This is a genomic window from Romboutsia sedimentorum (assembly GCF_030131845.1).
GTDB lineage: Bacteria > Bacillota > Clostridia > Peptostreptococcales > Peptostreptococcaceae > Romboutsia_D > Romboutsia_D sedimentorum.
In genome coordinates this window covers 146,343-173,286 of record NZ_JASKYM010000004.1, presented here as the reverse complement: position 1 = coordinate 173,286, position 26,944 = coordinate 146,343, and the positions used below count along the sequence as shown (strand labels likewise).

Annotated in this window: 25 protein-coding genes; 24 read left to right on the top strand and 1 reads right to left on the bottom strand. The window is 27.7% G+C overall.

Annotated elements, in window-relative coordinates:
* The 13 genes from QOZ84_RS10225 (at position 1) to QOZ84_RS10165 (ending at position 14,150) form a co-directional block, all read left to right on the top strand.
* Positions 1 to 297: a hypothetical protein gene (locus tag QOZ84_RS10225; protein ID WP_284132862.1), complete on the top strand. Its 297-nt coding sequence runs from the start codon at positions 1 to 3 to the stop codon at positions 295 to 297.
* 21 nt (positions 298 to 318) lie between these two features.
* On the top strand, positions 319 to 966 hold the full coding sequence (locus QOZ84_RS10220) for a metallophosphoesterase (RefSeq protein WP_284132861.1): 648 nt from the start codon (positions 319 to 321) through the stop codon (positions 964 to 966).
* Between the two features lie 207 nt (positions 967 to 1,173).
* Complete coding sequence (locus tag QOZ84_RS10215) at positions 1,174 to 3,039, top strand: ATP-binding response regulator (RefSeq protein ID WP_284132860.1); 1,866 nt, start codon at positions 1,174 to 1,176, stop codon at positions 3,037 to 3,039.
* A gap of 43 nt (positions 3,040 to 3,082) precedes the next feature.
* Positions 3,083 to 3,946: a proline iminopeptidase gene (pepI, locus tag QOZ84_RS10210; protein WP_284132929.1), complete on the top strand. Its 864-nt coding sequence runs from the start codon at positions 3,083 to 3,085 to the stop codon at positions 3,944 to 3,946.
* Between the two features lie 510 nt (positions 3,947 to 4,456).
* Positions 4,457 to 4,825, top strand: coding sequence for a hypothetical protein (locus QOZ84_RS10205; protein WP_284132859.1), 369 nt, complete (start codon positions 4,457 to 4,459; stop codon positions 4,823 to 4,825).
* A 753-nt stretch (positions 4,826 to 5,578) separates the two neighbouring features.
* Positions 5,579 to 6,145 (top strand): VanZ family protein, encoded by a 567-nt coding sequence (locus QOZ84_RS10200; protein ID WP_331496555.1) that lies wholly within the window; start codon positions 5,579 to 5,581, stop codon positions 6,143 to 6,145.
* A 563-nt stretch (positions 6,146 to 6,708) separates the two neighbouring features.
* On the top strand, positions 6,709 to 7,146 hold the full coding sequence (locus tag QOZ84_RS10195) for a MarR family winged helix-turn-helix transcriptional regulator (protein ID WP_284132858.1): 438 nt from the start codon (positions 6,709 to 6,711) through the stop codon (positions 7,144 to 7,146).
* Between the two features lie 11 nt (positions 7,147 to 7,157).
* Positions 7,158 to 8,540: an MATE family efflux transporter gene (locus QOZ84_RS10190; protein WP_284132857.1), complete on the top strand. Its 1,383-nt coding sequence runs from the start codon at positions 7,158 to 7,160 to the stop codon at positions 8,538 to 8,540.
* A 239-nt stretch (positions 8,541 to 8,779) separates the two neighbouring features.
* Entirely contained in the window at positions 8,780 to 9,901 is a 1,122-nt protein-coding gene (locus QOZ84_RS10185; protein ID WP_284132856.1) for an ROK family transcriptional regulator, read from the top strand.
* A gap of 178 nt (positions 9,902 to 10,079) precedes the next feature.
* Positions 10,080 to 11,123 (top strand): NAD(P)-dependent alcohol dehydrogenase, encoded by a 1,044-nt coding sequence (locus QOZ84_RS10180; protein ID WP_284132855.1) that lies wholly within the window; start codon positions 10,080 to 10,082, stop codon positions 11,121 to 11,123.
* 81 nt (positions 11,124 to 11,204) lie between these two features.
* Positions 11,205 to 12,602 (top strand): MFS transporter, encoded by a 1,398-nt coding sequence (locus QOZ84_RS10175; RefSeq protein ID WP_284132854.1) that lies wholly within the window; start codon positions 11,205 to 11,207, stop codon positions 12,600 to 12,602.
* Positions 12,603 to 12,622: 20 nt separating this feature from the next.
* Entirely contained in the window at positions 12,623 to 13,579 is a 957-nt protein-coding gene (locus tag QOZ84_RS10170; protein ID WP_284132853.1) for a carbohydrate kinase family protein, read from the top strand.
* A 67-nt stretch (positions 13,580 to 13,646) separates the two neighbouring features.
* A complete protein-coding gene (locus QOZ84_RS10165) occupies positions 13,647 to 14,150 on the top strand; it encodes a superoxide dismutase family protein (protein WP_284132852.1) in 504 nt (167 codons plus the stop codon).
* 400 nt (positions 14,151 to 14,550) lie between these two features.
* Here the strand turns inward: QOZ84_RS10165 and QOZ84_RS10160 are convergent, their stop codons facing one another.
* Positions 14,551 to 15,309 carry a SagB/ThcOx family dehydrogenase gene (locus QOZ84_RS10160; RefSeq protein ID WP_284132851.1) on the bottom strand — a complete coding sequence of 253 codons (759 nt, stop codon included), beginning with the start codon at positions 15,307 to 15,309 and terminating at the stop codon, positions 14,551 to 14,553.
* 198 nt (positions 15,310 to 15,507) lie between these two features.
* Here QOZ84_RS10160 and QOZ84_RS10155 point away from each other — a divergent pair, with 198 nt between their 5' ends.
* The 11 genes from QOZ84_RS10155 to QOZ84_RS10105 all read left to right on the top strand — a co-directional run bounded on the left by QOZ84_RS10155 (position 15,508) and on the right by QOZ84_RS10105 (position 26,763).
* Positions 15,508 to 16,305 carry a TraX family protein gene (locus QOZ84_RS10155; RefSeq protein ID WP_284132850.1) on the top strand — a complete coding sequence of 266 codons (798 nt, stop codon included), beginning with the start codon at positions 15,508 to 15,510 and terminating at the stop codon, positions 16,303 to 16,305.
* Between the two features lie 152 nt (positions 16,306 to 16,457).
* Complete coding sequence (locus QOZ84_RS10150) at positions 16,458 to 17,120, top strand: response regulator transcription factor (RefSeq protein WP_284132849.1); 663 nt, start codon at positions 16,458 to 16,460, stop codon at positions 17,118 to 17,120.
* Positions 17,117 to 18,247, top strand: coding sequence for a sensor histidine kinase (locus QOZ84_RS10145; RefSeq protein WP_284132848.1), 1,131 nt, complete (start codon positions 17,117 to 17,119; stop codon positions 18,245 to 18,247). Before QOZ84_RS10150 ends, QOZ84_RS10145 begins: the two co-directional genes overlap by 4 nt.
* Before the next feature lie 47 nt (positions 18,248 to 18,294).
* Positions 18,295 to 19,698 carry an ABC transporter permease gene (locus QOZ84_RS10140; protein WP_284132847.1) on the top strand — a complete coding sequence of 468 codons (1,404 nt, stop codon included), beginning with the start codon at positions 18,295 to 18,297 and terminating at the stop codon, positions 19,696 to 19,698.
* A gap of 6 nt (positions 19,699 to 19,704) precedes the next feature.
* Positions 19,705 to 20,388 (top strand): ABC transporter ATP-binding protein, encoded by a 684-nt coding sequence (locus QOZ84_RS10135; protein WP_284132846.1) that lies wholly within the window; start codon positions 19,705 to 19,707, stop codon positions 20,386 to 20,388.
* 25 nt (positions 20,389 to 20,413) lie between these two features.
* Positions 20,414 to 20,776 carry a hypothetical protein gene (locus QOZ84_RS10130; RefSeq protein WP_284132845.1) on the top strand — a complete coding sequence of 121 codons (363 nt, stop codon included), beginning with the start codon at positions 20,414 to 20,416 and terminating at the stop codon, positions 20,774 to 20,776.
* Positions 20,777 to 20,978: 202 nt separating this feature from the next.
* The gene (locus tag QOZ84_RS10125) at positions 20,979 to 21,680 is read left to right on the top strand and encodes a lipoprotein BA_5634 family protein (RefSeq protein WP_284132844.1); all 702 of its coding nucleotides are present in this window, start codon (positions 20,979 to 20,981) and stop codon (positions 21,678 to 21,680) included.
* 12 nt (positions 21,681 to 21,692) lie between these two features.
* A complete protein-coding gene (locus QOZ84_RS10120) occupies positions 21,693 to 22,376 on the top strand; it encodes an ABC transporter ATP-binding protein (protein WP_284132843.1) in 684 nt (227 codons plus the stop codon).
* A gap of 21 nt (positions 22,377 to 22,397) precedes the next feature.
* On the top strand, positions 22,398 to 24,821 hold the full coding sequence (locus QOZ84_RS10115; RefSeq protein WP_284132842.1) for an ABC transporter permease: 2,424 nt from the start codon (positions 22,398 to 22,400) through the stop codon (positions 24,819 to 24,821).
* Positions 24,822 to 24,841: 20 nt separating this feature from the next.
* Positions 24,842 to 25,534 carry a response regulator transcription factor gene (locus QOZ84_RS10110; protein ID WP_284132841.1) on the top strand — a complete coding sequence of 231 codons (693 nt, stop codon included), beginning with the start codon at positions 24,842 to 24,844 and terminating at the stop codon, positions 25,532 to 25,534.
* A gap of 2 nt (positions 25,535 to 25,536) precedes the next feature.
* Positions 25,537 to 26,763: a sensor histidine kinase gene (locus QOZ84_RS10105; protein WP_284132840.1), complete on the top strand. Its 1,227-nt coding sequence runs from the start codon at positions 25,537 to 25,539 to the stop codon at positions 26,761 to 26,763.
* Positions 26,764 to 26,944: the final 181 nt, after the last annotated feature.

Sequence of the window (26,944 nt, the reverse complement as noted above, 5' to 3'; positions counted from 1 at the left end):
ATGAAAAGTAAAAAAGGGATATTATGTACATGCCTATTATTAGGATTAACTTTATCAGGGTGTAGCAAAAAACAAGTAGATGTTAATGTGTTAGCAACGACAGACTTACATAGTCTAGTTCCAAAATCAATGGTAGAGTATGTAGATAACGAAAGAAAAAAAGATAAAAATTTATCGGTAGTTGATGCAGGAGATTTTTTTGATATTAAGGACCCAAAGATGAATAAGTGGTTTTTTGGAAATCAATTTTTGACTGGTGAGGAAGAAAATGAGAGGTTAATACCTGAAAGAAAATGAGAGCCACCTATTGTAAAAAATATGCATCAACTTAAATATGATGCTGTAGCTCTTGGAAACCATGAATTTATAGCAAATAATAAAGTTAAATTGGATAAATTAATTTCGTATTATGAAAAATACAATATGCCGATACTATCAGCAAATACATATAAAACTAATGGAGAAAGTTACACTAAGCCATATGTTATAAAAGAACTTAAAACAGAAGAAGGAACTATAAGATTAGGTATTTTAGGGCTTACAATTAAAGAGGTTGGCGATGAAGGATCAAGGGAATTAAAAGACCTTTTTGGATATGAGAATAAATTATATATGAATGATTTGGTAGAAGATGCTAAAAAATGGACGAAGGTAATGAAAGAAAAAGAAAATGCCAATATAGTAGTAGCTGTAGCACATACTGGAGAAAAGCCTAAGAAGCCTAGACATCCAGGAAATAGAATACAAGATTTAGCTCAAGATGTAGAAGGAATTGATGCAATAATTGCAGGTCACACTCATGTAGAATTTGAACAACATGACTATAAAAATAAAAGTGGAGAAACTGTAATTGTAACTCAACCTGGAAAGGATGGAGAATGTATATCTAAAATTAATTTTAAGGCTGAAGGCAAAGATGGTCATTGGAAAGTAATAGACAAAAGTAGTAGCATAGTTGAATTTTAAAACTAATAAGACTCCAACAAATTTTACTAATTTTAAAATATAATATAACAAATCCTTAATTTTTCTATTATAATATAATATAACATATTTTTACATAAAAACTTATTTTGTATATAGAAAAAAGGTTTTCTGTTTTCGTGTCTAATTTATGTATCTATTAAAATATATAAATATTATGATTTATATGTTGAAGGAAGGAATAAATAAATGAAAAGCTTAAAGAAAAAAATAATGATACCTGTATCTTTATTATCTATAATAGGTACTTTGATATTGTCTTTTTTCGTATATAATAAATCTAAAGATATAATAATTAATTACGTTGAACAGTTAACTCAAAGTAAGGCTGAAAAATTAGCATCTCATGTTGAAGATAATCTAGAAAAATGGAAGTCAAAAGTAAATATGCTTGCTTCAATGGATGCAGCAAAAAATATGGATTATGAAGGATTTAAAGAATATCTTTGTAATTATGAAGAATTGTATGATAAACAATGTGAGTTGTTTTTTATCAATGATCTAAAAGGTGACTATGTATCTCTTAATGGGGCTAAAGGTAATGTTGAAGATAGAAAATATTTCCATGAAGCTATAAATAGTGGAAATACAATTGTTTCAGAACCTATAATATCAAGAATTACCGGAAATCGTATTATTGTTATTGCTTCACCTATTAAAGATGATAATGGAAATATTATAGGTTTGGTTGGAGTAGATGTAAATCTATCTGCTATTACAGATATGATTAATGATGAAAAACTAGGAACTAGTGGTTATGCATACATGATTAGCAAAGATGGTTTAATAATTTCTCATCCAAATAAGAATTTTATATATAAACATAATATATTAAATGATAAAAATAAAGATGTTGTTGATGTGGGTAAAAAAATGATAAATGGAGAAGTAGGAATAAAATATTATGAAGATAATGGTATAAAAAAAATAGATTCTTATATGCCTATAAAATCCACAGGATGGTCTATAGGAATGAGTGCTAATTATGATGATGAAACTAACAGTATATTGATATTAAGAAATTATATGTTATTAATAGGAATTGGTACTATGATTTTAATTTTAGTATTATTAAATTATCTTACGGATAACTTAGTTAAACCTATTAATAAGCTAAAAAGACATATGGAAATAGCTACTAAAGGAGATTTATCAGTTGAATGTGATATACATAACGAAGATGAAATAGGTATACTTTCACAAAGTTTTAATAAATTGATAAAAGAAAATAAAAAACTATTAGAAGAAACAATTGAATATGATAGGTTAAAGACTGAATTTTTCTCTAATATATCTCATGAGTTAAAAACACCACTAAATATAATTTTTTCTACAACACAACTATTACCTTTATATACTAAAAATGACAATGAAAACTTTGAAGTTACAAAAATTAATAAACACATAAATATAATGAAGCAAAATTGTTATAGACTATTAAGATTAGTTAATAATTTAATTGACATTACCAAAATAGATTCTGGATTTACAGAACTGAATTTAAAAAATAAAAATATTGTAGAAATTATTGAAAATATAACTTTATCTACTGTTGAATATGCAAAAAGTAAGTCAAGAACAATTATATTTGATACAGATGTAGAAGAAAAAATTATAGCTTTCGATCCAGAACAAATGGAAAGGGTTATTTTAAATCTTATTTCGAATGCTATTAAATTTACAAAACCTAATGATGAAATACAAGTTAAAATTTGTGATGGATTAGATAATATTATAATTTCTGTACAAGATACAGGTATAGGAATACCAAAGGAAAAACAGAAAATGATTTTTGAAAGATTTAGGCAAGTTGACTATTTATTACATAGAAGACATGAGGGAAGTGGAATAGGTTTGTCTCTTGTTAAATCTTTAATTGAAATGCATGATGGTAAAATTTCTGTTAAGAGTGAATATAAAAAAGGAACAGAGTTTATTATTGAATTACCTATTAGAACTATTGTTGAAGAAGATGATGTATATATAGTAAATGATTTTTCTGAAAAAAGTAATATAGAAAAAATTAACATTGAATTTTCAGATATATATGAATAACAATTAGATTAATTGAGATAAAGGTGTCGTTAAATACGGCGAAATACACATAAGCAAAGGTTTTAAAACCTATTACCGCATAGTAGGTGAAGCAACAGAAGGAAAGAAACCGTTAGTATTACTTCACGGAGGACCAGGCTCTACACATAATTATTTTGAGGTATTAGATAAGATAGCCGAAAGTGGTAGACAAGTAATAATGTATGATCAAATTGGCTGTGGCAATTCATTTGTGGAAGGTCACCCTGAGTTATTTAATGCTGATACGTGGATAAAAGAGCTTATTGAACTAAGAAGACATCTAGGACTTGAAGAAATTCATCTACTAGGTCAGTCTTGGGGAGGTATGCAGGCTATTTGGTACGCTATTGAGTATAAGCCAAAGGGGATTAAGTCATATATTCTTTCATCTACTCTTTCTTCTGCAAAGCTTTGGGAAAAAGAGCAAAAAAGAAGAATATCATATATGAGCGAAGAAAATCAAAAGGCTTTACTTGATGCAGTAAATACTGGAGATTATTCTAGTAAAGAGTATAATGATGCATTAGAAAAGTTTATGGAAATGCACTGTGCGGGTAAGGTGACTGAAGATTCTGCACAATGCTTAAGAAGACCTAAAAAAGCAGGTTCTGAAGCATATATTGTAGGATGGGGACAGAATGAATTTTCTCCTACAGGTACTCTTGCTGGATATGAGTTTACAGACAGGCTACATGAAATACAGGAACCTTGTTTAATAACTAGTGGAGCGAGAGATTTATGCTCACCATATATTGCAAAAACTATGTATGACAGAATTTCTAATAGTAAATGGGAACTATTTGAATATTCAAGACATATGCCATTTGTTGAAGAAAATGATAAATATATAGAAGTTCTAACTAAATGGTTAGATGAGAATGATTAAAATTATATAAATTCACCAAAAGATATTGATTAAAAAGTCAATGCCTTTTTAGTTTTTATGAAAACTAATATTTACAAATATAATGAATATATCAAATTAATATTAATACAATTTAATATTAATACAATTTAATGTACTAATAAGTTTTATTGGATATTAAATTGGAAATTGTACAGTTTGTAAACGGAATTATGCGTATATTTTTAAAAGCACCTATTACTGGACTTAATGATATGCTCCCTTCATAGTGATAGTTTTTATTATTTCAACTGTCTACTATAAAGGGAGCATATCATAATCAATTAATAATAGCTACTCATTCTCCTCATGTTGTTGCAAATATAAAATCAGAACAACTAAGAGTTATAAGAAAAAATGAAAATGGAGTGATGCAAGAAGGTCACTTTCAATAGAGTTTAATTATCTTTATGAAGAAAGTGATTTTGATTTGAATTATTTAAATAAAACAAGGATAAATTAGGAGATTTAATCTTTAAGAAGGAAGAAAGAGTGAAAAAATCGAGACACGTTATAAGTATATGCTTATTAATGGTTATCTTATTTATATGCAGTCAAAGTGATAATAAGTCAGAGAATATGACTACAGGAGACAATAACGATTATGTTTTAATAGTTTGGGAAGGTAGGAGTTACGTTCCTTTTTGTGTTATTGATAATAGTGAACGAGGAGCACAAATTGGTGTAGTTAATGGAGATAAGAATGACCAAGTATTTGAATATAAAAAACATTCAACATATAATTGGATAATTTCATTTTATAAATCTGGAGAAATGGATAATTCGATGCTAATAAAAGAGATAGATGTAACAAAAATACCTAATAATTTAAGGTCTGAATATGAATGGAATAATAAATAATTTACAAATATAGATAGTTAAGGGCATTAACATTAATGCTCCTTTTTAGTATTCAATAAAACATATATTTTCATGTACAGTCGTCAAGTTTTAGTAGTGAACTATTTTAGGTGATTTTTTATGATTAGATTCTACTTATTATATCCCAACTTTAATTATAGATTGTTTACTACATTCATACTATGTATAAAGGATATTTTAAAGGGAGGAAATAATGAAAATAATATCAGTTATAAACTACAAAGGTGGAGTAGGCAAAATTACGATAACATCAAAACTATATGTGAAAGTATAGAGAAAGTATAGAGAAAGTACGATTTAGAGATGAAGCTTATAAGACACTTAAAAAACCTAATATAAAAAAAGATACTCTTATTAATATAGCTAAGTGTTTAGATGTACATATATTAAAGAGTTATACTAAAACAAAGATTATAGAATATATTGTTGAGACTGTGGTTGGTACAAAGGTTGATAGAGAAGCTATAGGGGATATAGATATTAAATAGTTGGATTATTATATAGAAAAGCTAGTCAATTTGACTACATTTATTTTTATGCCACAAAATACCTTGCTAACTACATGTACTGGTTTAAATAGTTACAGTTTTTTAATACAGAAAAGGATATTGTAAAAACAAAACATTTATTAGTCCAGTACTATATTGTATAATTAAATACGGGCACAATAGTATAAAAATATGAACTACCGATTATTTATAAACTGAACGTCAGAGAATAAGCAGGGATGAAATGAAAAATGGAGGTATTATGAATAAACGAGGGAGAATTGAAACAGTCTTTTTATATGGAGTTTTCGTTTGTTACATACTTTTTTTAATTAAATTATTGTTCTTATCAAGAGTTTCGCTTTTGGATCTGTTTGATAGTCAAAGGACTTTAGATAGGTCAATCAATATCATTCCTTTTTATAGTATAAAGGAATATATATTTAGTAACTCTGCCACTATAAAAAAATTCGCTTTTAGTAATGTGGTTGGCAATATAGTTATCTTTATTCCTCTTGGTACATATTTGTCATTATTCAAAAATAATAAAAGAGTAATAACCAATCTGCTATTTATATTCATAGTGAGTTTATTTATCGAAATCATTCAGGGGCTTTTAGGCATTGGGGCATCAGATATTGATGACATAATTTTAAATTGTTTGGGTGGATTAGTTGGTATTATAGGGTATAAGTTTTTATTGTTTATATTACGAGATGAGAAAAAAGTACGTGTTGCAATCACAATACTATCTGCAATAGGATTACCTGTTTTATTATATTTATTATTCGTGGTGAGATTGAGATTATGAATATCTTTATTGTATATTTAAGAAGATAACCTACACAAAAGGAACGTAGAAATTAAGCATAATCTAAAGCAAACTTAATGTACAATATTCATAAAATGTGAATTAAGGGAAGCCATTTTTGGCTTCCCTTAAAAATTGTCATATTATCAACACTGTTATTAAACATAGCCTAAAGAAAAATCTAATTATACAACCTTAAAAAGTGAAAATGGTAAACCTATATGGTTTGTTGAAACTGATAAAATCAAATCAGCAATTGAATATATAGAAATTAAAGCTAAAAATGATTTATAATAATCATTTATCTATTAAATATGGTCTTGAAGACAATACAGATAAACTTACTGAAAAACTAATGCTTGATATGTTTAGTTTAATATTGAAAAATCTAGACTAGAAGATGTTGTTGTAAAAGATAGCAAAGGCGATATTATACATGAGGGAGCTAGTATTATTTCTACGATTCATATTCATCATATTTTATATAAAATTAGTTGTTTATGCAACGATTATTTGATATAATGAAATAGTTGCATAAACAACTAATTAAAGGTGGGATAAATATGAACAAAGAAAAGTGTAACGATAATGGACATATAGCTAAATATATTTCTCAATTGTATAGAAAAGCAAGTATATTTATAAATAGAGAAGTATCTAAATATGATATTAGATCAGGTCAACTTATATTTTTAATGGATTTATATCTTGAAGATGGAAAAAATCAAGAAGAAATATCTGAAAGATTAAAAATAGATAAAGGTACAACAGCGAGAGCTCTAAAAAAATTAGAAGAACAAGAGTTTATAACTAGGATTAAAGATATAGATGATAAAAGAGTTAATAGAATCTACTTAACAGAAAAATCCAAAGAGGTTAAGCCAGATGTATATAATATTTTTGATGATTGGAATAAAAAAATAAGTGAAAATTTAACTAAGGAAGAAGAAGAAACGCTAAGAAATCTACTTGAAAAAGTATGCAAAAATATAAATATATAGGGAGGCAGATTATGGATAATAATCAGAATATATTAGCTACAGAGCCAATCGGGAAGCTATTATTAAAATATTCAGTGCCAGCCATTATCGGAATGATGGTAAGTGCACTTTACAATGTGGTAGATAGAATATTTATAGGAAACATACCAGGTGTTGGTCCTATGGCAATAACAGGTCTTGGAGTAACAATGCCTATGATGTCAATAATAATTGCTTTTGGAACACTTATAGGTGTAGGGTCAACTACAAATGTATCTATAAAACTAGGAGAAGGACAAAGAGATAAAGCTGAACGTATTGTAGGAAATGCAATAAGTTTAGCAGTAATAGTAGGGATTGCAATAACTGTACTTGGAACAATATTTTTAAATGAAATCCTTACAATATTTGGAGCAAGTGAAGGTACAATAGGTTATGCAAAATCTTATATGAGTGTAATATTAATTGGTGCAACATTTAACATAATGTCAATGATGTTTAGTAACTTAATAAGAGGGGATGGAAATCCAAAACTTTCAGCTACTATAATGGCTGTAGGATGTTTTATGAATATAATATTAGATGCATTATTTATATTTGTATTTAATATGGGGATACAAGGAGCAGCACTTGCTACTATAATCTCTCAAGCAACTTCATCAATGTGTGGATTATCATATTATTTAAGAGGAAAATCAAACGTAGAGTTAAAAAAATTAAATTTAAAATTAAATAAAACAATCTTAAAAACAATATTTGCAATAGGTATGGCTCCATTTGCAATGCAACTAGCTAATAGTATGGTTCAACTTATGTTTAATACTTCATTAAAAAAATATGGTGGCGATATAGCAATCGGTGCAATGGCAACAATAAGTTCAATAAATATGTTATTTGTAATGCCAGCATACGGTTTTGTACAAGGCATGCAACCTATAATAGGATTTAACTATGGAGCTAAAAAATATGATAGAGTTAAGAAAACTTTAAAAATCAGTTTATCATTAGCAACAGTTGTATTTATATTAGGTGCTTTATTTGTTCAACTTGCACCACAAGTTTTAGTTGGTGCATTTAATAAAGACCAACAACTTATGAGTATAACTATAAATGGATTAAGAAAATATTCATTTGCAATGCCTATAATAGGAATATCAATGGTAGGAAGTAACTTTATACAATCAATAGGAAAAGCAAAAATGTCTATGATATTAGGTTTATTAAGACAAGTTATAGTACTGATACCTATGATATTAATATTACCTAATTTCTTAGGCTTAAATGGTATATGGTTTGCACAACCAACTGCTGATATAGTATCTGCAATTATAACGGGTATAGTTTTAATTAAAGAAATTAGAAAATATACTGTAGAGGAACAAGATAAATTAGCTAAGAAAAATAAAGCTGCATAGCAAAAAGTAAGTCAAATAAAATCTACGAGCACTCATATCCATTGAATATGAGTGTTTTTAATATAAACAAATAACATTACGGATCTGATATAAAAAGCATTTCTAGTGAATATAAGATAGATCCATATCTATTAGCTGAACTTGCATACTTTGAATCAAGATTTGCTTTATTGATTATATACATCATTTGTTCTATAATTACTTTTATAAAAGTTTTTAAAAAATAAAGGGAGAATTTTATGAGAAATAGAACAACTGTTGCGGAATCAAAAATATCGAATAAAGCTAAAATATCAAAATTTATATATAAACAAAATGAAACCTCAAAGCAAGAGATTTGCCAGTTACTAGGACTTAGCATGCCGACAGTATTACAAAACATAAAAGAATTAGTTGAAAGTGGTATTGTTAGTGAAGTTGGAAAATACCAATCAACTGGTGGCAGAAAGGCTAAAGTACTTTCTATTGCAGACAATATAAAATATTCTATAGGTATAGATATAACTAAAAATCACACAAGCTTTGTATTATTAGATGTAAAAGGGACTCTTATTGAAAAGAAGAGAATAAGATATAACTATGAAAGTTCGATAGATTATTACCAAACACTTGGTATACATTTAGATAAATTTATTGAAGAGTCTAATATAGATACAGATAAAATATTAGGAGTTGGTATATCTATTCCAGGAATAATAGATGAGGATAATTTAATGCTAACTAATTCTCATACTTTAAAAGTGCAAAATATAAGTTTAAAGAACTTTAGCCAGTTTATAAACTACGATACTTGCTTCAAAAATGATGCAAACAGTGCTGCTTATGCAGAAATTTCATTAAATAATAAACAATGTATATACTTATCAATTAGCAACACTGTAGGTGGGGCTATTTATATGAATGATAGTATTTACAAGGGGGATAATTTTAAAAGTGCAGAGTTTGGTCATATGATAATAAAGCCAAATGGTAATCCATGTTATTGTGGTAAAAATGGGTGTGTAGATGCATATTGTTCTGCAAAAGTATTGTCTAAGCATTCAGATGATGATTTAGATTTATTTTTTAAAGAATTAGAAAATGGAAACAAAGAGTATTTAAATATATGGGATGAGTATTTAGACTATCTTGCTATGACAATTACTAATTTAAGAATGGTATTTGACTGCGATATAATTTTAGGAGGATATGTAGGTGGATATTTAGATAACTATATGTTAGATATTAATAGAAATATATCAAAATACAATAATTTTGAAGTAGATACTTATTACATAAATGCTGCTAAATACAAAAAAGAAGCTTCTGCCATAGGTGTTGGAATACAATTTATAGATAAATTTTTTGAATCATTAATATAAAAATAAAGATTGCTGTATGTAAATTTAATTAAGTTTATGTATGGCAATTTTTTTATTCTCTTTTTTATTTTGGGAAATTTAGTAAAATATATTGATTTTTATTAACTCTTATGACATAATTTAATTACTTTTATAAAAGGTTTTATAAAAGTAATTATGAAATCGGGGGAGTATATATATGAAAAACAAAATGAAAGTTGCAGTAATGAATGGAATAGGTCAAATGGGGTTTATAGAAAGAGAAGTCCCAAAGCCAAAAGCTAATGAGGTTCTTGTTAAATTAGAATATATAGGAATTTGTGGATCGGATCTTCATTATTACGAAACTGGACGTATAGGTGATTATATTGTAGAGCCACCATTTGTATTAGGTCATGAGCCAGGTGGAGTAGTAGTTGAAGTAGGTGAAGATGTTACACATTTAAATGTTGGTGATAAGGTAGCACTTGAGCCTGGGAAAACATGTGGACATTGTGAATTTTGTAAGACAGGAAGATACAATCTTTGTTCAGATGTAATATTTTTTGCTACTCCACCTGTAGATGGTGTTTTCCAAGAGTATGTAGCTCATGAGGCAGATTTATGTTTTAAGCTTCCGGAAAACGTTAGCACTTTAGAAGGAGCATTAATTGAGCCATTAGCTGTAGGTTTTCATGCTGGGATACAAGGTGAAGCAAAAGCAGGTCAAACTGCAGTAGTAATGGGAGCTGGATGTATAGGATTAGTATCAATAATGGCATTAAAGGCGTTGGGTGTTTCTGATGTATATGTGGTAGATATTATGGAAAAAAGATTAGAAAAAGCATTGGAACTAGGAGCAACAGGAGTTATTAATGCTAAGGAAAAAAATCCAGTAGAGGCTATAATGAAATTAACTAATGGAAAAGGTTGTGACTTAGTAATAGAGACTGCAGGTACTGAAATGACTACTATACAATGTATACATATGGCAAAGAAGGGAACTAATGTAGTATTAGTTGGGTATAGCAAAACTGGGGAAATGACATTACCAATGAGTTTAGTATTAGATAAGGAACTTACATTTAAAACAGTATTTAGATATCGTGATATTTATCCTATGGCAATAGAGGCGGTTTCAAATGGTAAAGTGAATTTAAAGGGAATAGTAACGCACGAGTTTACTTTAGATGAAGTTCAAAATGCTATGGATTACAGTGTAAACAATAAAGCTGATATAGTTAAGGCTGTTATTAAGATATAAGTAAATATTCATATTATTATCCTAGCTATATTATGGTGTAGCTAGGAAGCTTTTAATATAAAATTATTATAGGGGGACTATATGGCTCAAAATACAATGTCAAATATGAGTGAAAATAAAGATACAAGTGGAAAGGTGCCTTTAATAAGTAAAATTGCTTATGGTATGGGAGATGTAGGTTGTAATTTCAGTTGGATGTTTGTAGGAAATTTTTTAATGATATTTTATACAGATGTATTTGGAATAAGTATGGGAGCAGTGTCTATGCTTATGTTAGCTTCAAGATTTTGGGATGCTATAAATGATCCAATCATTGGAAGTCTAAGTGATAGGACAAAGACAAAATGGGGTAGATATCGTCCGTGGTTATTAATTGCAGCACCTTTAACAGCAATTGTGCTAGTGTTAACATTTTGGGCGCATCCTACTTGGAGCAACACTTCAAAGGTAATATACATGGCAGTGACGTATTGTATACTTGTATTTGGATATACTTGTGTAAACATACCTTATGGAACATTGTGTGGAGCTATGACTCAAGATATAGATGAAAGAGCAAAGATAAATACATCACGTTCAGTTAGTGCTATGATAGCTGTAGGAATTATAAATATTATTACAGTTCCATTGATAGGGAATTTAGGAAATGGTGATGATAAAAAAGGGTATTTATTAGTTGCAATAACTTATGGAGTTATATTTGCTCTATGTCATATATTCTGTTTTGCAAATACTAAAGAGGTAGTAGAGATTCCTAAAAAGCAAAGATTACCGATTAAGACTGAACTTAAAGCAATTATAAAAAACAAACCATATATATTAGCATTTGTTGGACAATTGTTATTTGGATTTACTTTATATGGAAGAAATGCAAATGCATTATATTATTTCACTTATGTAGAAGGAAATGTTAAATTTTTTAGTACATATTCTTTAGCTATTATCGTTCCATCTATAATAGGGGCAGCGTGTTTTCCTATATTATTTAAATGGACACAAAATAAAGGAAGAGCAGCAGCAATTCTTGCGTTTTGTACTGGAATTTCTATGATAGTACTTTATAAGTTTAGCATAGTTACCACTCCAATATTATTTTATATAGTTTCTGGGCTTTGTCAATTTTTCTTCTCAGGATTTAACACTGCTATATATGCAATTATTCCAGACTGTGTTGAGTATGGGGAGTGGAAAACTGGTATAAGAAATGATGGTTTCCAATATGCAATTATTTCTCTTGGAAACAAGATAGGTATGGCTTTGGGAACATCTATATTAGCTTTATCTTTAGGCGTATTTGGGTATGTTTCAAATCAACAACAAAATGAAATGGTACTAGGTATTATGAAGCATTCATTTACAACTATACCGGGTATAATGTGGGTAGTAACTGGGATTGTACTATTATCATATAAGCTAAATAAATCTACTTATAATGAAATCGTTGAAGAACTTAATAATAGACGAGACGCTATTAATTAAACAGTAAAGGGGAAAAGAGAATGAAAAATGTACTTTGTATAGGTGAGGCACTTATAGATTTTTTATCTATAGATAAAGGGAAAAACTTATGTGATACTTCTGGCTTTATAAAAAAAGCAGGAGGAGCACCTGCTAATGTTGCAGCTGCAATATCAAAGCTAGGTGCAAAAGCGCACTTCTGTGGGACTGTTGGAGATGATGCTTTTGGTAAATTTTTAGAAAATACTTTCAATCAAAACAATATAAATACTGATTTAATGTATAAATTAAAAGATAGAAATACTACTTTTGCATTTGTATCATTGATGGAAGATGGAGAGCGAGATTTTGAATTTGTAAGAGATGCAGATAGATACTTATCTTTTGATATGATTGAAAAAGAAATAGATAAATTCGATTTATATCATTTTGGAAGTGCAACTGCATTTTTAGATGGAGAACTAAAAAATACTTATTATAAGTTAAAAGAGTACGCTTTAAACAATAACAAATTAATATCTTTTGATGCAAATTATAGAGATAGTTTGTTTAGTAATAACAAAGATGTATTTATAAATTGTTGCAAAGACTATATTAAAGATAGTGACATAGTTAAATTGAGTGAGGAAGAAGCCTACTTAATTAGCGGTAGAGAAAGTGTTAAAGAAGCCGCAGATTATCTGATAAGTTTAGGTTGTAAATATTTAATAATAACTCTAGGGAAACTAGGAGCTATGTTGGTAACTAAAGATAAGCAAGTTTTAATACCAACAAAAGAGATAGAAATGAAAGATGCTACAGGTGCAGGAGATGCATTTATGGGAGCAGTAATAGTACAGATTTTAAATGAAGAAAATAAAAATATTGAAGACATTGTTAAGCTTGCTAATTTAGTTGGAGGAATTACAACAACTAAGATAGGAGCTCTTGAATCTATACCAACTTGGGATGAAGTAAAAAAATATAATGAAGGAGAATCTGCCTTAACTTTTAATTAACATTCTTAAAACATAAATCATAATATATATAGCAATATGTACCTATTAAAATATAAGGAGGAACATTATGGCTAATTCTTGTCCACATTATGATATTAAAAAAATATTTTCTGGATACAACCAATCTATACCAGATGCCTATGCAAAAATAAGAGGAGGTCCACTAGCACCTTGTATAAGAGGAGCTATATATCTATATCAACTAGACGGTGGAGTATATGTAAGGGCAGTTATAACAGGAATTCCTAACATAAACAACCAAACTAGCTCATTTCATGGACTACATATTCATGAAGTGGGAGACTGTTCTGTAGGAGATGAAAAGGATCCATTTACTTCTGCAAAATCTCACTATAATCCTACTAATACTAAACATCCTATGCATGCAGGAGATTTACCACCTATGTTATCTGCTGATGGAGTAGGTATGCTCTCTACATTTACTAATAGATTTACTGTAGATGAAGTTATAGGAAAAGCTTTTATACTCCATGAAGGGTACGATGATTTTACTTCACAACCTTCAGGAAATGCAGGTAATAGATGGGCTTGTGGAGTTATTACAAAATAGAATATATAACCAATACAAAAAATTTAAAAAAAATAAAATAATATGCATATTCCTTTTTAGAATGGTTAATATATAATCAGATAGTTAATGCAAATTAATTATCAGCCAGCACTTACTACTCTAAAGTTAGAAGCTATTTTACCTTTTGGTAGTATCTTTGGAAGTGAAGGTGGCTAGATATTTGAGAAAATATCATATTAAATATAATGAATCTACTAGATTTCCTCGACCTACTAGAGTGCAAGTAGCCTTGGTCTAACACCCAAAGGTTAGAGTCGTAGCTACCTTGCAAACTATATTTAATAAATGTCAAGGAGGATAAGGATGTAATTAACGTTACTCCTTGAAAAAGCACTGAATTTGAAGGCTTAGGCTATCAAATCAGTGCTTTTTTTATTTATTATAGTTTTTTACCTAGACAAGCCATATAAATTATAAATTCATTTTCTCCATCTAAATCTAGCATATTATCAATGATATTTTGATCATAGATTCCAATAGCACAAGTCCCGCAGTCAAGAGATTCTGATGATATATAAAGATTTTGACACACATGTCCAATATCTATAAGTATTTTTTTATGGGCAGCTATACTAAATTTATGTTCACTTCTATATGGAATACAGCTCCAAGCAAATACAACAGCACTTTTAGATACAAAGCCTTGAACAAAAGGCTGATTTGGAGTTGCTTTATCTATTTTATCATCTATATTAGCTAAAGTTTTTATAAATAGAAGTTTATGTTCTAGAGGTAAATATCTGTAAACTCCACACTTTAAATTATCAACATTATTTATTATTAAATATGTCTCGAAAGGATGAGTGCAACCAGCAGAAGGTACTGTTCTTAATGCACTGAATTCATCTCTTACAGTTTGAATTCCTTGAGTAGACCAAAGCAAATAAGAAAGTTGAGATAAACTTATTTTTTCATTACTATATTTTCTTACACTTCTTCTATCATTTATACAATCTAGTACGTTATTTTTAACTAAAATATCTTTGCTTACAGTTGGAAGTTCTATTAAATCAGAATTTGAGTCATATCCTTTTTGTAAAGGCGGGGCAGGTAGTCCCTTTTGTTTATCAGTTTTTATTTGTTTTAGTATTTCGAAATCAGCTTTAAAAAAGTCTCTATTTTGTGAAATCTTATCCATGAATGTCTCCTTGTTAAAATGTATGATTTTTTATATTTATCATATCATATAAACACAAATTATAGAAATAACAATCTAAGGTATGATTTTTATTTAACATTAAAATCTAATTTCAAAAGATTTAAGGTTAATTTAAGTTTGTATACAACTCCAGTTAAGTTACGAATGTTAAATTAAGTATAACGAGGAGGGGTTTACATGAAATTATCATTAAAGAATGGAATAACAAGTTTTGAATTAAAGATTTTAGGTATTATACTTATGACATTTGATCACTTAGGTGCATTTTTAGTATTACAAACACCAGTATGGTTTGGGTGGCTTGGAAGACCTGTTGCCACTATATTTTTATTTACCAGTGCACAAGGGTATCATTATACTAAAAATAAAAAGAAGTATTTATTAAGGCTATTAATAGGTTTTTGGATAATGAATTTATTTAACTTTATGTTTTCTAAATTTTTACCTGTAGAAGGCGTTGAATTATATGCCAATATATTCGGGTCAATCTTTTTAGGTGTTTTAGCTATGCATCTATATGATATAGTTAAAAACAGTATAAAGAGCAAAACATATAAAAATATAATATTAGTAATATTATTTGTAGTAGGTTTATTTGCACTAAGTTTTATGATACCAACATTAATGAGTGTTAATTTAACTTTAGGGGCATTGATTTTCAATATAATACCAACACCATTATTTGTAGAAGGTGGGGTTGTATATATAGTAATGGCTTTATTATTTTATATACTTATAGACAATAAGAAGGCTCAAATGCTTGTAATATTATTGTTCTGTGCACTATTTTTAGTGTCAGGTTTATCAACAGGAAATATATTTACATCAAATTATCAATGGATGGCTGTATTTTCTATAATACCTATATATTTATACAATGGAGAAAAAGGCAAATCACTTAAATACTTCTTCTACGTATATTATATATCTCACATAATGGTTATATATTTAGCGAGTTATTTTATATCTAAATAAGAATGTATAAAAAACTAAAAAAGGAGATATTGGTAAAAATACTAATATCTCCTTTTTTATATTTAAATATAATGAAGTAGAATCTACATTAACTTTTAATTAACATTGGGTATGATATAATTTATAGAATGTTTTAGATAGAGAGGTGTATTATGAGAATTCTAATTATAGAAGATGATATAGAGCTTGGTGAAAGTTTAAAAAAGTTTTTAACTAACAATAAATTTTATGTTGATTTATCTACATTAGGTGAAGATGGACAGGAAAAAGCACAAATCAATAAATATGATTGTATTTTACTTGATCTTAATTTACCTGATAAGGATGGAATAGATGTATTAAAACATCTTAGAGAAGAAGATATTTTAGTACCAATAATAATTATAACAGCAAGGGATGAAATAAAGGAAAGAGCATTAGGTCTTGATTTAGGAGCTGATGATTATTTAGTCAAGCCCTTTGATTTGATTGAATTAAGAGCAAGAGTTAATGCTACAATACGTAGGTTTTATGGAAGAGTAAATCCAGAGATTAAAGTTAATAAATTAATTATAAATCCTAAAACAAGGATAGTTAGTTATGAGTCAAATGAGATATCACTATCAGCAAAGGAATTTGACATATTAGAGTATATAGCAAATAGACATCCTGAAGTTGTGTCTAGTGAAGATATTGCTGAACATGTTTATGATGAATTCTTTGACCCGTTTTCTTCAGTTCTTAGGGTACATATATCTAATTTAAAGAAAAAGCTTAAGCTATCATCAGGTGAGGAACTTTTAATAACCTTAAAAGGAAAGGGGTATAAGCTATGAAGATAAAGCTTAGCTATAAAAATAAGATAAATATTTTAATTCTTAGCTATTCAGCAGTAATAACATTAGTAGTGTTAATATTGGGTTTTTCACTATTAAATAGGGTTGAGAAAAATCAAGTAAATGAAGCTCAAAGTTATGTTATACCTTATTCAAATCAAGAGATAAATAAAGGTATAACTTCAGGCATTACCATAAAAGCTTCAGATATTACACAGAGGGTTATTTCAGTTAATGATTTTAGAGTTGCTCATAGCAATGATATTTTAAAACAAGCAATTACTGTAATGTCAGGAGTGTTTTTATTTGTTATGGTTATTTCTTTTATTATTTCTAAAATTATAAGTAAAAAGATTATAAGACCTATAGAAGAAATTGCAGCTAATTTACCGCAGATTATAAATAATGAAAATATAGAAATAGATGATAAGAATATACTAAGTGGAGAGTTAGAAGGATTTAAGGTTGCTTTAGATGAGTCTACAAAAAAGATAAAGAATTTATTAAAAGAAGCAAATAATATAAATTCATATATAACTCATGAACAAAAAAATTCATTAGCAGTATTAAGATCAAAAATTCAAATGGGAGAAAGAGACGATCTTTTTAAAATAATAGATAAGATGAGTTCTAGTTTAGACGATATATTAGCAATAAATGCTACTGAAGATGTTAAATATTTTGAAGCTGTGGATTTAACATTGATTTGTGCAGAGGCAGTAGATATTTATAAAAAAGAATATAAAAATATTTATTTAGATATAGATGAGGAAAATATAGTGCAAATAAAAGGACGAAGCCTTTGGATTTATAGAGCGGTTTGCAATTTAATAGAAAATGCTATTAAGTATAGTAATGGAAGTGATATTTTAGTTAAGGCATATAATAAAAATGGCAGTTCTATTATATCAGTACAAGATTATGGAACAGGTATCAAAAAAGAAATTTTAGATAATATATTTAATCATAAGTATAGAGGCGAAAACCTAAAAAAAGATGGATATGGAATAGGATTAAGTTTAGTTCATCATATAACTAGTCTTTGCGATGGAATAACATTCGTAGAAAGTGAAGAAGGAAAAGGAACAAAATTTTATATGGCATTTAATGAATTAACATTAGATTAACATAGCCTTTGATAATATAGTCACATAACACAAGAGGAGGTTTTGAAATGTATATTTTGAAAAATGCTATGAAAAATATATGGCGAAACAAAGGTAGGAATATCACTATAGGTATAATAACGCTAGGAATAATAGCTTCAACTGTGGTTGCTTTTAGTATTAACACAACAACAGATGAAATTATAAAAAATTACAAAAATAGGTTTGGAAGTGAAGTTACAATAGCACCAGATATGGAAAAGATGATGAGTCAAAGCAAAGAGCAAAGGGAAGGTGAAAAACCTATAACGCCTAATCAGTATTTTGATTTTGCAAAATCAAAATACTTAAAAAAAAGTATTTTCTCATCTCAAATGGGAGCTATATCAAAAACATTAAAGGCAATTGATGAAGATGCTAATGATAGCCAAAATGGTATGATGACAATTGGATCAATTGGAGAAGATGGTAAGCCAGTAGAGGTAGAAAATCCTAATTTCACAATAATAGGTAACTCAACTTTAGAATCTCTACAAGAATTTAAAGATGGTAAAAGAAAAATAATAGATGGAAAAATGTATAAAGAAAAAAATGAATGTATTGTAAGTGAAGAACTTGCTAAGTTAAATAATATTAAGGTTGGAGACTTTATAGAAGTTAATAGAGTTGGTAATAAAGATGGGAATCCATACAAGCTAAAAGTATCAGGTATATATTTTGACTCTATAGATGAATATGGTGGAATGCCTTTTAAGCAAGCATCTATGAATAAGAGAAATGAAATATTAACTGATTTAGAAACATCACAATCAATAGTAGGTAGTGAAGACTTATACATTCAAGCTAAGTACTACTTAAAAAACCCAGAGATGATTAAGTCTTTTGAAAAAGAAATAAGAGATAAAGGACTATCAGACAATTATATTGTATCTACTGACGAAGCTAGTTATAACAAAATAGTTGGACCGGTAGAAGGGTTAGGGTCTACAACATCAATGTTTATATTAGTAGTGTTAGTGTTAGGTTCTATAATACTAATATTATTAAACACTTTATCAATAAGAGAGAGAAAATATGAAATTGGTGTATTACGTGCAATAGGTATGAAAAAAGGTAAAGTAGCATTAGGATTAATAACAGAATCTTTAATGATAACAGTAATATGTTTGGGAATTGGTATAGGTGTTGGTAGTGTAGTATCACAACCCGTGTCAAATTCACTACTACAAAAACAAATTGAATCTCAAAAACAAGTACAAAGTAATCAAAATCAAGGATTTAGTGTAGTAGCAGGAAGCATAACAGGAGCAGAAGAAGAGGATGCAATATCTGAAATTGATGTAAGTTTAAATAAAAAGGCACTACTAGAGGTAACAGGGGTCGCACTATTAATAGTTTTAGTAAGTAGCGGTGTTGGTGTAAGATACATAACAAAGTATGAACCAAGAAAAATACTTACAGAGAGAGGATAAAAAATCATGTCAATATTAAGTGTAGCAAATGTTTCATATTCATATGAAGGTACAAAGAAATTAATTTTTGAAAATGTAAATGTAGATTTTGAAAAAGGCAAAATTTATTCGATAATAGGAAAATCTGGTGCAGGCAAAACGAGTTTATTATCGTTAATAGCAGGCTTAGATAATTGTAAGGATGGGAATATATTATATAATGATAAATCATTAAATAGTATAGATAAGGATAATTATAGAGCAAAAGATATTGGAGTTATATTTCAAGGATATAATCTTTTAAATAATACATCAGCACTTGAGAATATATTACTATCAATGAATATTAGTGGTGTAGTAGTTGATGATAAAAAGGCCTATGCACTTGAGTTATTAAACAAAGTTGGAATAGATAATGAAACTGCAAAGAGAAAGGTTTTAAAATTATCAGGGGGAGAACAACAACGTGTGGCAATTGCTAGAGCTCTATCACATAATCCTGACATAATTATAGCCGATGAACCAACAGGTAATTTAGATAATGAAACTGAAAGTGAAATACTTACTATATTAGAGCAATTAGCACACAAAGAAAACAAATGCATAATTATAGTAACTCATTCTACAAAAGTAGCTCAGTTTGCAGACGAGACTTGGGGACTTACAAAGGGACAACTTATATTTATAAAGGAACACAAAGAGACTAAATAGATTCTTGAAAAAATAGGAGTGTATTATGAAATTAAAAAAGATGGAAAAAGTTCAAAAGGTTACACTTGTATTAAATATAATAGCAATAGTTATGGGTATCTTTGCAATATTTAATATATATACATCACATATTTATATATTAAGCTTAGTTGAAAAGGGATTTAATCCAAGCACCCAAGTAACTGAAGTTATCAATTATTATTTAACTGCTGTAACTCCATATGTATTTTATGGAATATGCTTAGCTGCACTAAGTTACATTATTAAAAATAATGTTTGTTTAGTTGATGCTAACAATACAACAAAAATAGAGAGAGAATGTTTAGAAAAAGTATCAGTAGAATCAAATGAAGATGATGAAATAGCGATGTTTTTTAAAGGCGTATAAGTAAAATAAAAAATATTATATTAACATAAAAGTCTGGATAATATACAAATGTATTGTCCAGACTTTTTAATTAATATTTTTAAAATCTTTAATCTTACTAATTAGTAAGATTAATTTATATATTGTAAGCTTAGCGTTATGGTTTTAAAACTTCATTTAAAGTAAAGTATATACAAGAAATATAAAAAAGGAGATTTTATTTATGAAAAAAATAAGCAAATTAATTTTAGGAGTTGTAGCAGTCTCATTAGTAGTAGTAGGCGCACAAATAAGTATAAAAAATTACTTACAGGGACCTGCTAGACCATTTAATTCAATTTTAGTAAGTGGAAATAAAGAAAGTTCAAATAAAGCAAAAGAAATTTACAAAGATAATACAGAATATACAAAAGACTATAAATATAAAACAGTTATAAACATAGAAAAAACAGTAGATGAAAATAAAAAAGAGCAGACATATGAAAATAAATATTTAATAATAACTAAAAGTACAGCAAAAGAAATGCTAAAAGATAAAGTACTTCGTAAAAAGAAAGATAAAGACCCATCGAGTGGAAGTCTAGAGACAGTAGTGCTTGAAAGTATACCAAATATTGATACAGATAAAAGTATATACTTTGGGTATCCAAGTGAAGATAAAAAATTAGAGATAAATAGTAAAAATATACCTTTAGAATACGGAAGTTATTCATGGATAGGATATTATCCATCAAATGAAGGCTCATTAATAATAACTGATGATAACACTTATAAATCTATAGAAAATGAAGAAAAAGTTATTAGTTTAATTAAATTCAAAAAAGGAACTAAAGATTTAAGAGATTCTAAAGACAAAATAGAAGTTAATAAAAAATTAGCAAAAATACAAAATATAGAGATAAACTACGCAAATATAAAAAACTAAAGGAGATAAGTTATGGAGATTCTAAGAGTTGAAAATTTAACAAAAACTTATGGTGAAGGTGAAAATAAAGTTGACGCATTAAAAAACATAAATTTATCAATAAACAAAGGAGAATTTGTAGCGATAATAGGTGCGTCAGGTTCGGGTAAAAGTACATTATTACATTTACTTGGGGGATTAGATAGACCTAGTACAGGAAAAGTTATTATTGATGAAAAAAGCATATATGATTATAACGATAATGAACTATCTATATTTAGAAGAAGAAAGGTTGGATTTATATTTCAATTTTTCAATCTAATACCTGTACTAGATGTAGAAGAAAATATTGAACTACCAGTTATATTAGACAATGAAAAAGTAGACAAAAATTACTTAGATGAAATAATAAATATTCTTAATCTTAATGAAAGAAGAAATCATCTACCATCTGAGTTATCAGGAGGACAACAACAAAGAGTATCAATTGGACGAGCACTTGTAAATAAACCAAGTATTGTACTTGCTGATGAACCAACAGGTAACTTAGATTCAAAAAACACAAGAGATGTTATTGAATTACTTAAAATTACTGCAAAGAAGTTTAATCAAACACTTATACTAATAACACATGATACAAATATAGCTACTATGGCAGATAGAGTTATTACTATAGAAGATGGTCAAATAATAAAAGACACAAAGATAGACAACTAAGACATAGGGAGGTGAATCTAATTGATAAAAAGTTATAAAACGCTAAGTAATAGATATATTAAACAAAATAAAAAACGTACTATTATGACTCTTATAGGTATTGTTTTATCCTTAGCACTTATTTCAACTATTGGGCTATTTATGAAAGGGACTGAACAATCTCAGATTGAGCAAACTAAGCAAAGTGGAGGTATGTCATTTCATATAATGTATGAAACTTATACAGATGATATATTAAGCAAAGTATCAAATAATCCTAATATAGCACGTTATGGAATTATATCTAGAGGTGAGGAAATTAAATACAATGATATTATTTTCCAAAAACATTACGCTGATAATGGAGCAAATGAAATATTAAAATATAGCCTTAAAGATGGTAGGATGCCTACTAAAAATAATGAAATATGTATAGACGAATGGACAAAAGCACACATAAATTCTAATTTAAAAATTGGTGATGACATAACTTTTGATAAAAAAGAATATAAGGTTGTAGGTTTTCTAAAAACACAGGATTCTATGCAACGTCAAAAGACTAGTAGAGCCATTATATTTGATAAAGCTCCTAAAGATGGTCAATTGATGGTAGAAATAAATCCAAAAGGAGAATTTGACCAAACCCTTGAAACATTAAAATCTTTAAGTAGCAAAGATAATATAGTAGAGAACTATTCATTAATACGACTACATCAAATGGGTTCAGATAAATCAATGCTTACTATTGTAGCTATTGTAATTGCAATTGTTATAAGTTCAACAATTATTGTTATATATAATTCTTTCCAAATTAATGTAGCAGAGAGAATGAAGCAGTTTGGATTACTTAGAAGTATAGGAGCAACAAAGAAGCAGATAAAATACATTGTTTTTAGAGAAGCAACTATACTACTAATGATAGCTATTCCTATTGGTTTGTTAATAAGTGTAGGTACAATATATGCCCTACAAGGAGTCTTAAACTCATTACTAAATGAAAATACATTACTTTCAATTGTAAGTATTGATATAAATACACTATTAATAAGTTCGATAATAACAATATTAGCTGTTTATGCATCAAGTTTATTGCCTGCTAATTATGTAGGAAATATATCACCTTTAGTTGCAATTAGCAGCAGGGTAGCTATAAAAAAAGAATCTATTAAGAAAAGAAAAAATGTATTAATAAAAAAAATATTTAATTTTAAAGCTTTGATGGCTATTAAAAATATAGGACGTAATCCTAAAAGATGTCGTGTTATGATATTATCTATTGTCGTAAGTTCGACTTTATTTATTACATTTACTACATTAGTAAAAGAAGTCATAATGCTAAAAGGGACAAATGTAGAATATCAAAATATTGATTTAGAAGTTAATACAGCACCTCAAGATAATAATACAAATGATTCTAATCTATTAGATAAAATTAAAAGCTTAGACAATGTTGAAAAAGTATATCTTAAATATCCATTAATTGGGGGTAATTCTGAAATTGCACCAAACAAAAAAGTAGATGAAGCAGGAGATATATACGAAATAGAAGACATTAATGGACAAACTAAAGAATTCATATATACTCAAATTAATGTATACGATAAAACTGCATTAGATGAAGCTAAAAAATATGTGATTAGTGGAGACATTAATATTGATAAAATAAATTCTCAAAACGGTGTAATTTTAGTTTCTAATGCAAAAGCAAGAGATAACAATACTAAAAAGAGATATATGGGTAAACTAACCAATTACAAAGTAAATGATGAGATTAGTTTAATTGATGATTCTGGCAAAGATTACAAAGTAAAGATAATGGCGATTATAGAAAATAATATCTTTGAAAGAGAAACGCAAAATAACACTATGTCTTTAATAACAACAGATAAAGTAAAAGAAAATTTAACTAAGACAAACTCAGATATAGCAAGTATTGGAGTTGATTTAAAAGACTCATCACTACACTTAAAGACTTATGAAAAAATAAATAACATTCTACAAGATTACCCATCTTATAGTATAGTAGATTATGTTGATGCAAATGATATGGAAAAAAGTTATATTATATTAATTAAAGTATTAGTATATGGATTTATATTTGTAATCACATTAATAAGCAGTATAAATATTATAAACACAATTACAATGAATATAACTTTAAGAAGAAAAGAACTATCTGTATTAAAATCTATAGGTATGTCACAAAAAGACTTAAAGAAAATGATAATGTATGAAGGTTTATTTTATGGTTTAGTTGGAGGAGTGATAGGATCTATAGCTGGATGTGGTTTTACTTATGCTATATATGATGTTTTATCAGATATTGTAGGGATTACATGGAAATTACCTTGGATGTTATGTATTATTACTATTTTAGTATCAATAGTAATTAGTTTCTTATCAACATTAATACCGATGAGAAAAATTGAAAAGGATAATGTAATAGAGGCTATTAGAGAGGGGTAGAAGTATTAAGGAGGTTATTTATGAAAAAAATATTATTTGTTGAAGATGATGATGCTTTAGGTTATGCTTTAGAATTTTCTTTAATTGATGAAGGATACAACATAATAAGAACGTGTACTATTGAGGATGCTAAAAATTGCTTTAATAATGATGAATTTAAGTTAATATTATTAGATGTAAATTTACCAGATGGAAATGGATATGATTTTTGTAAATATATTAGAGAAAAATCAAGCGTACCAATAATATTTCTAACAGCATTAGATGATGAAGTCAATGTTGTTATGGGATTAGAAATAGGTGCAAATGATTATTTAACTAAACCATTTGGAGTTAGAGAATTATTAGCAAGAATTAAGGTACAGTTACGTTCAAATAAATCAAATGAAATAAAAGATAAATTAATAAGCAAAGACATAACTATTGATATATCTACAAGTCATGTATATAAAAAAAATGAACTTTTAAATTTAACAGCATTAGAATATAAACTATTAATATTATTTATGAATAATCCTAATAAGATAATAAAACGAGAGAGTATTCTTGAAAGTATTACAGGTGAAGATGATACTTTCTTTGATGAGAATACATTATCGGTATATATAAAGCGACTTAGAGAAAAAATTGAAGATGATTATAAAAATCCAAAATATATTATAACTAAGCGTGGGGTAGGTTATAAGTGGGATATTGAAGTAGGGAGTGAGTAAAGTTGAATAAGGTTTTTATTAACAACGAAGTAAAAAGAAGTACTCTTATATTAACATCACTTCTTACTATTTTTATAATGATTCAAGGATTACTGTATGTAGCATATACTAACAATCAAAAGCAAGATTATATAGATATAGTTGGAAGTATGGTATCAAAAGCAATAACGCTTAATCCAGAATTAGAAAAAGAACTAATACCATTAATAACTAAAGATATTAGCCCAAAAGACAAAGAAGCTGGGCGCATCATTGCAAAAGAATACGGAATAACAAGTAAGCTTAATAATAGCTTATTTCCAAATTTTAAAAATAACAATAAAATATTTACTGTGAGCATAGTTTTTTCATTGTTATTATTAATACTAAACTATATACAGTATAAATACTTTTTCTTAAAAGTAAGAAATATGACTTTAGCAGCTAATAAGATATTAGATGATGATTATAGTACTTTAGTTAATGAAGATAAAGAAGGGGATTTTTCTAAATTAGCTTTAGCATTTTCTAATATTAGAAGTATTATTAAAAATAATGTAAGCACCACACAAAAGGAAAAACAGTATTTAGTAGAGCTTCTACAAAATATGTCGCACCAAATAAAAACAAAGATAGCTACTATGATATTATACAATGATATATTACTAAATAGAAAACTGACAGAAGAACAAAGATTAAAATTTCTTGAGAGCAATAGTATTCAGCTTAATAAGATGAATTTGATGGTACAAAACATATTGAAGTTAGCAAGGTTAGATGCAAATGCAATTGAGTTTTATAAAAAAGAAGATAATTTAAACAAAACTATAGAAGAAACAATACATAGTCTCGAAGAATTTGCACATGATGCTAATGTTAATTTGAGTATTTGCTATGGAGAGCAGATTAACTTATTGCATGATAAATTTTGGATACAAGAGGCGTTTAGTAATATTATAAAAAACTGTATTGAACATACCCCTAAAAATAAAAATGTGAAAGTTTATTTGTATGATAATCCTGCATATTCAAGGGTAACTATTGAAGATAGTGGAGAAGGTATAGCACAAGAAGATATAGCAAATATTTTCAAGCGATTTTATAAGTCTAAAAATTTAACCAAAAAAGATTCGGTTGGTATAGGATTAGCTATTTCAAAATCAATTATCGAATCTCATAATGGATATATTGATGTAAAAAGTATCTCTGGGCAAGGAAGTAGTTTTTTTATAACTTTTATGAAATATTAATAGAAAGTGTCTCATTTAATGAATTTTAAAAAATCATTTTGAGACGCTTTTTTTATGAAATTTAACACTTTTTTTATATAATATTGAGCTTTTATATGTTTAATTAAAAAAACTTTTATTATCCTAGAATTTAATGCATTTTTAGTTATCAAGTAGTGTAAGTTACACTACTTGATAGCTA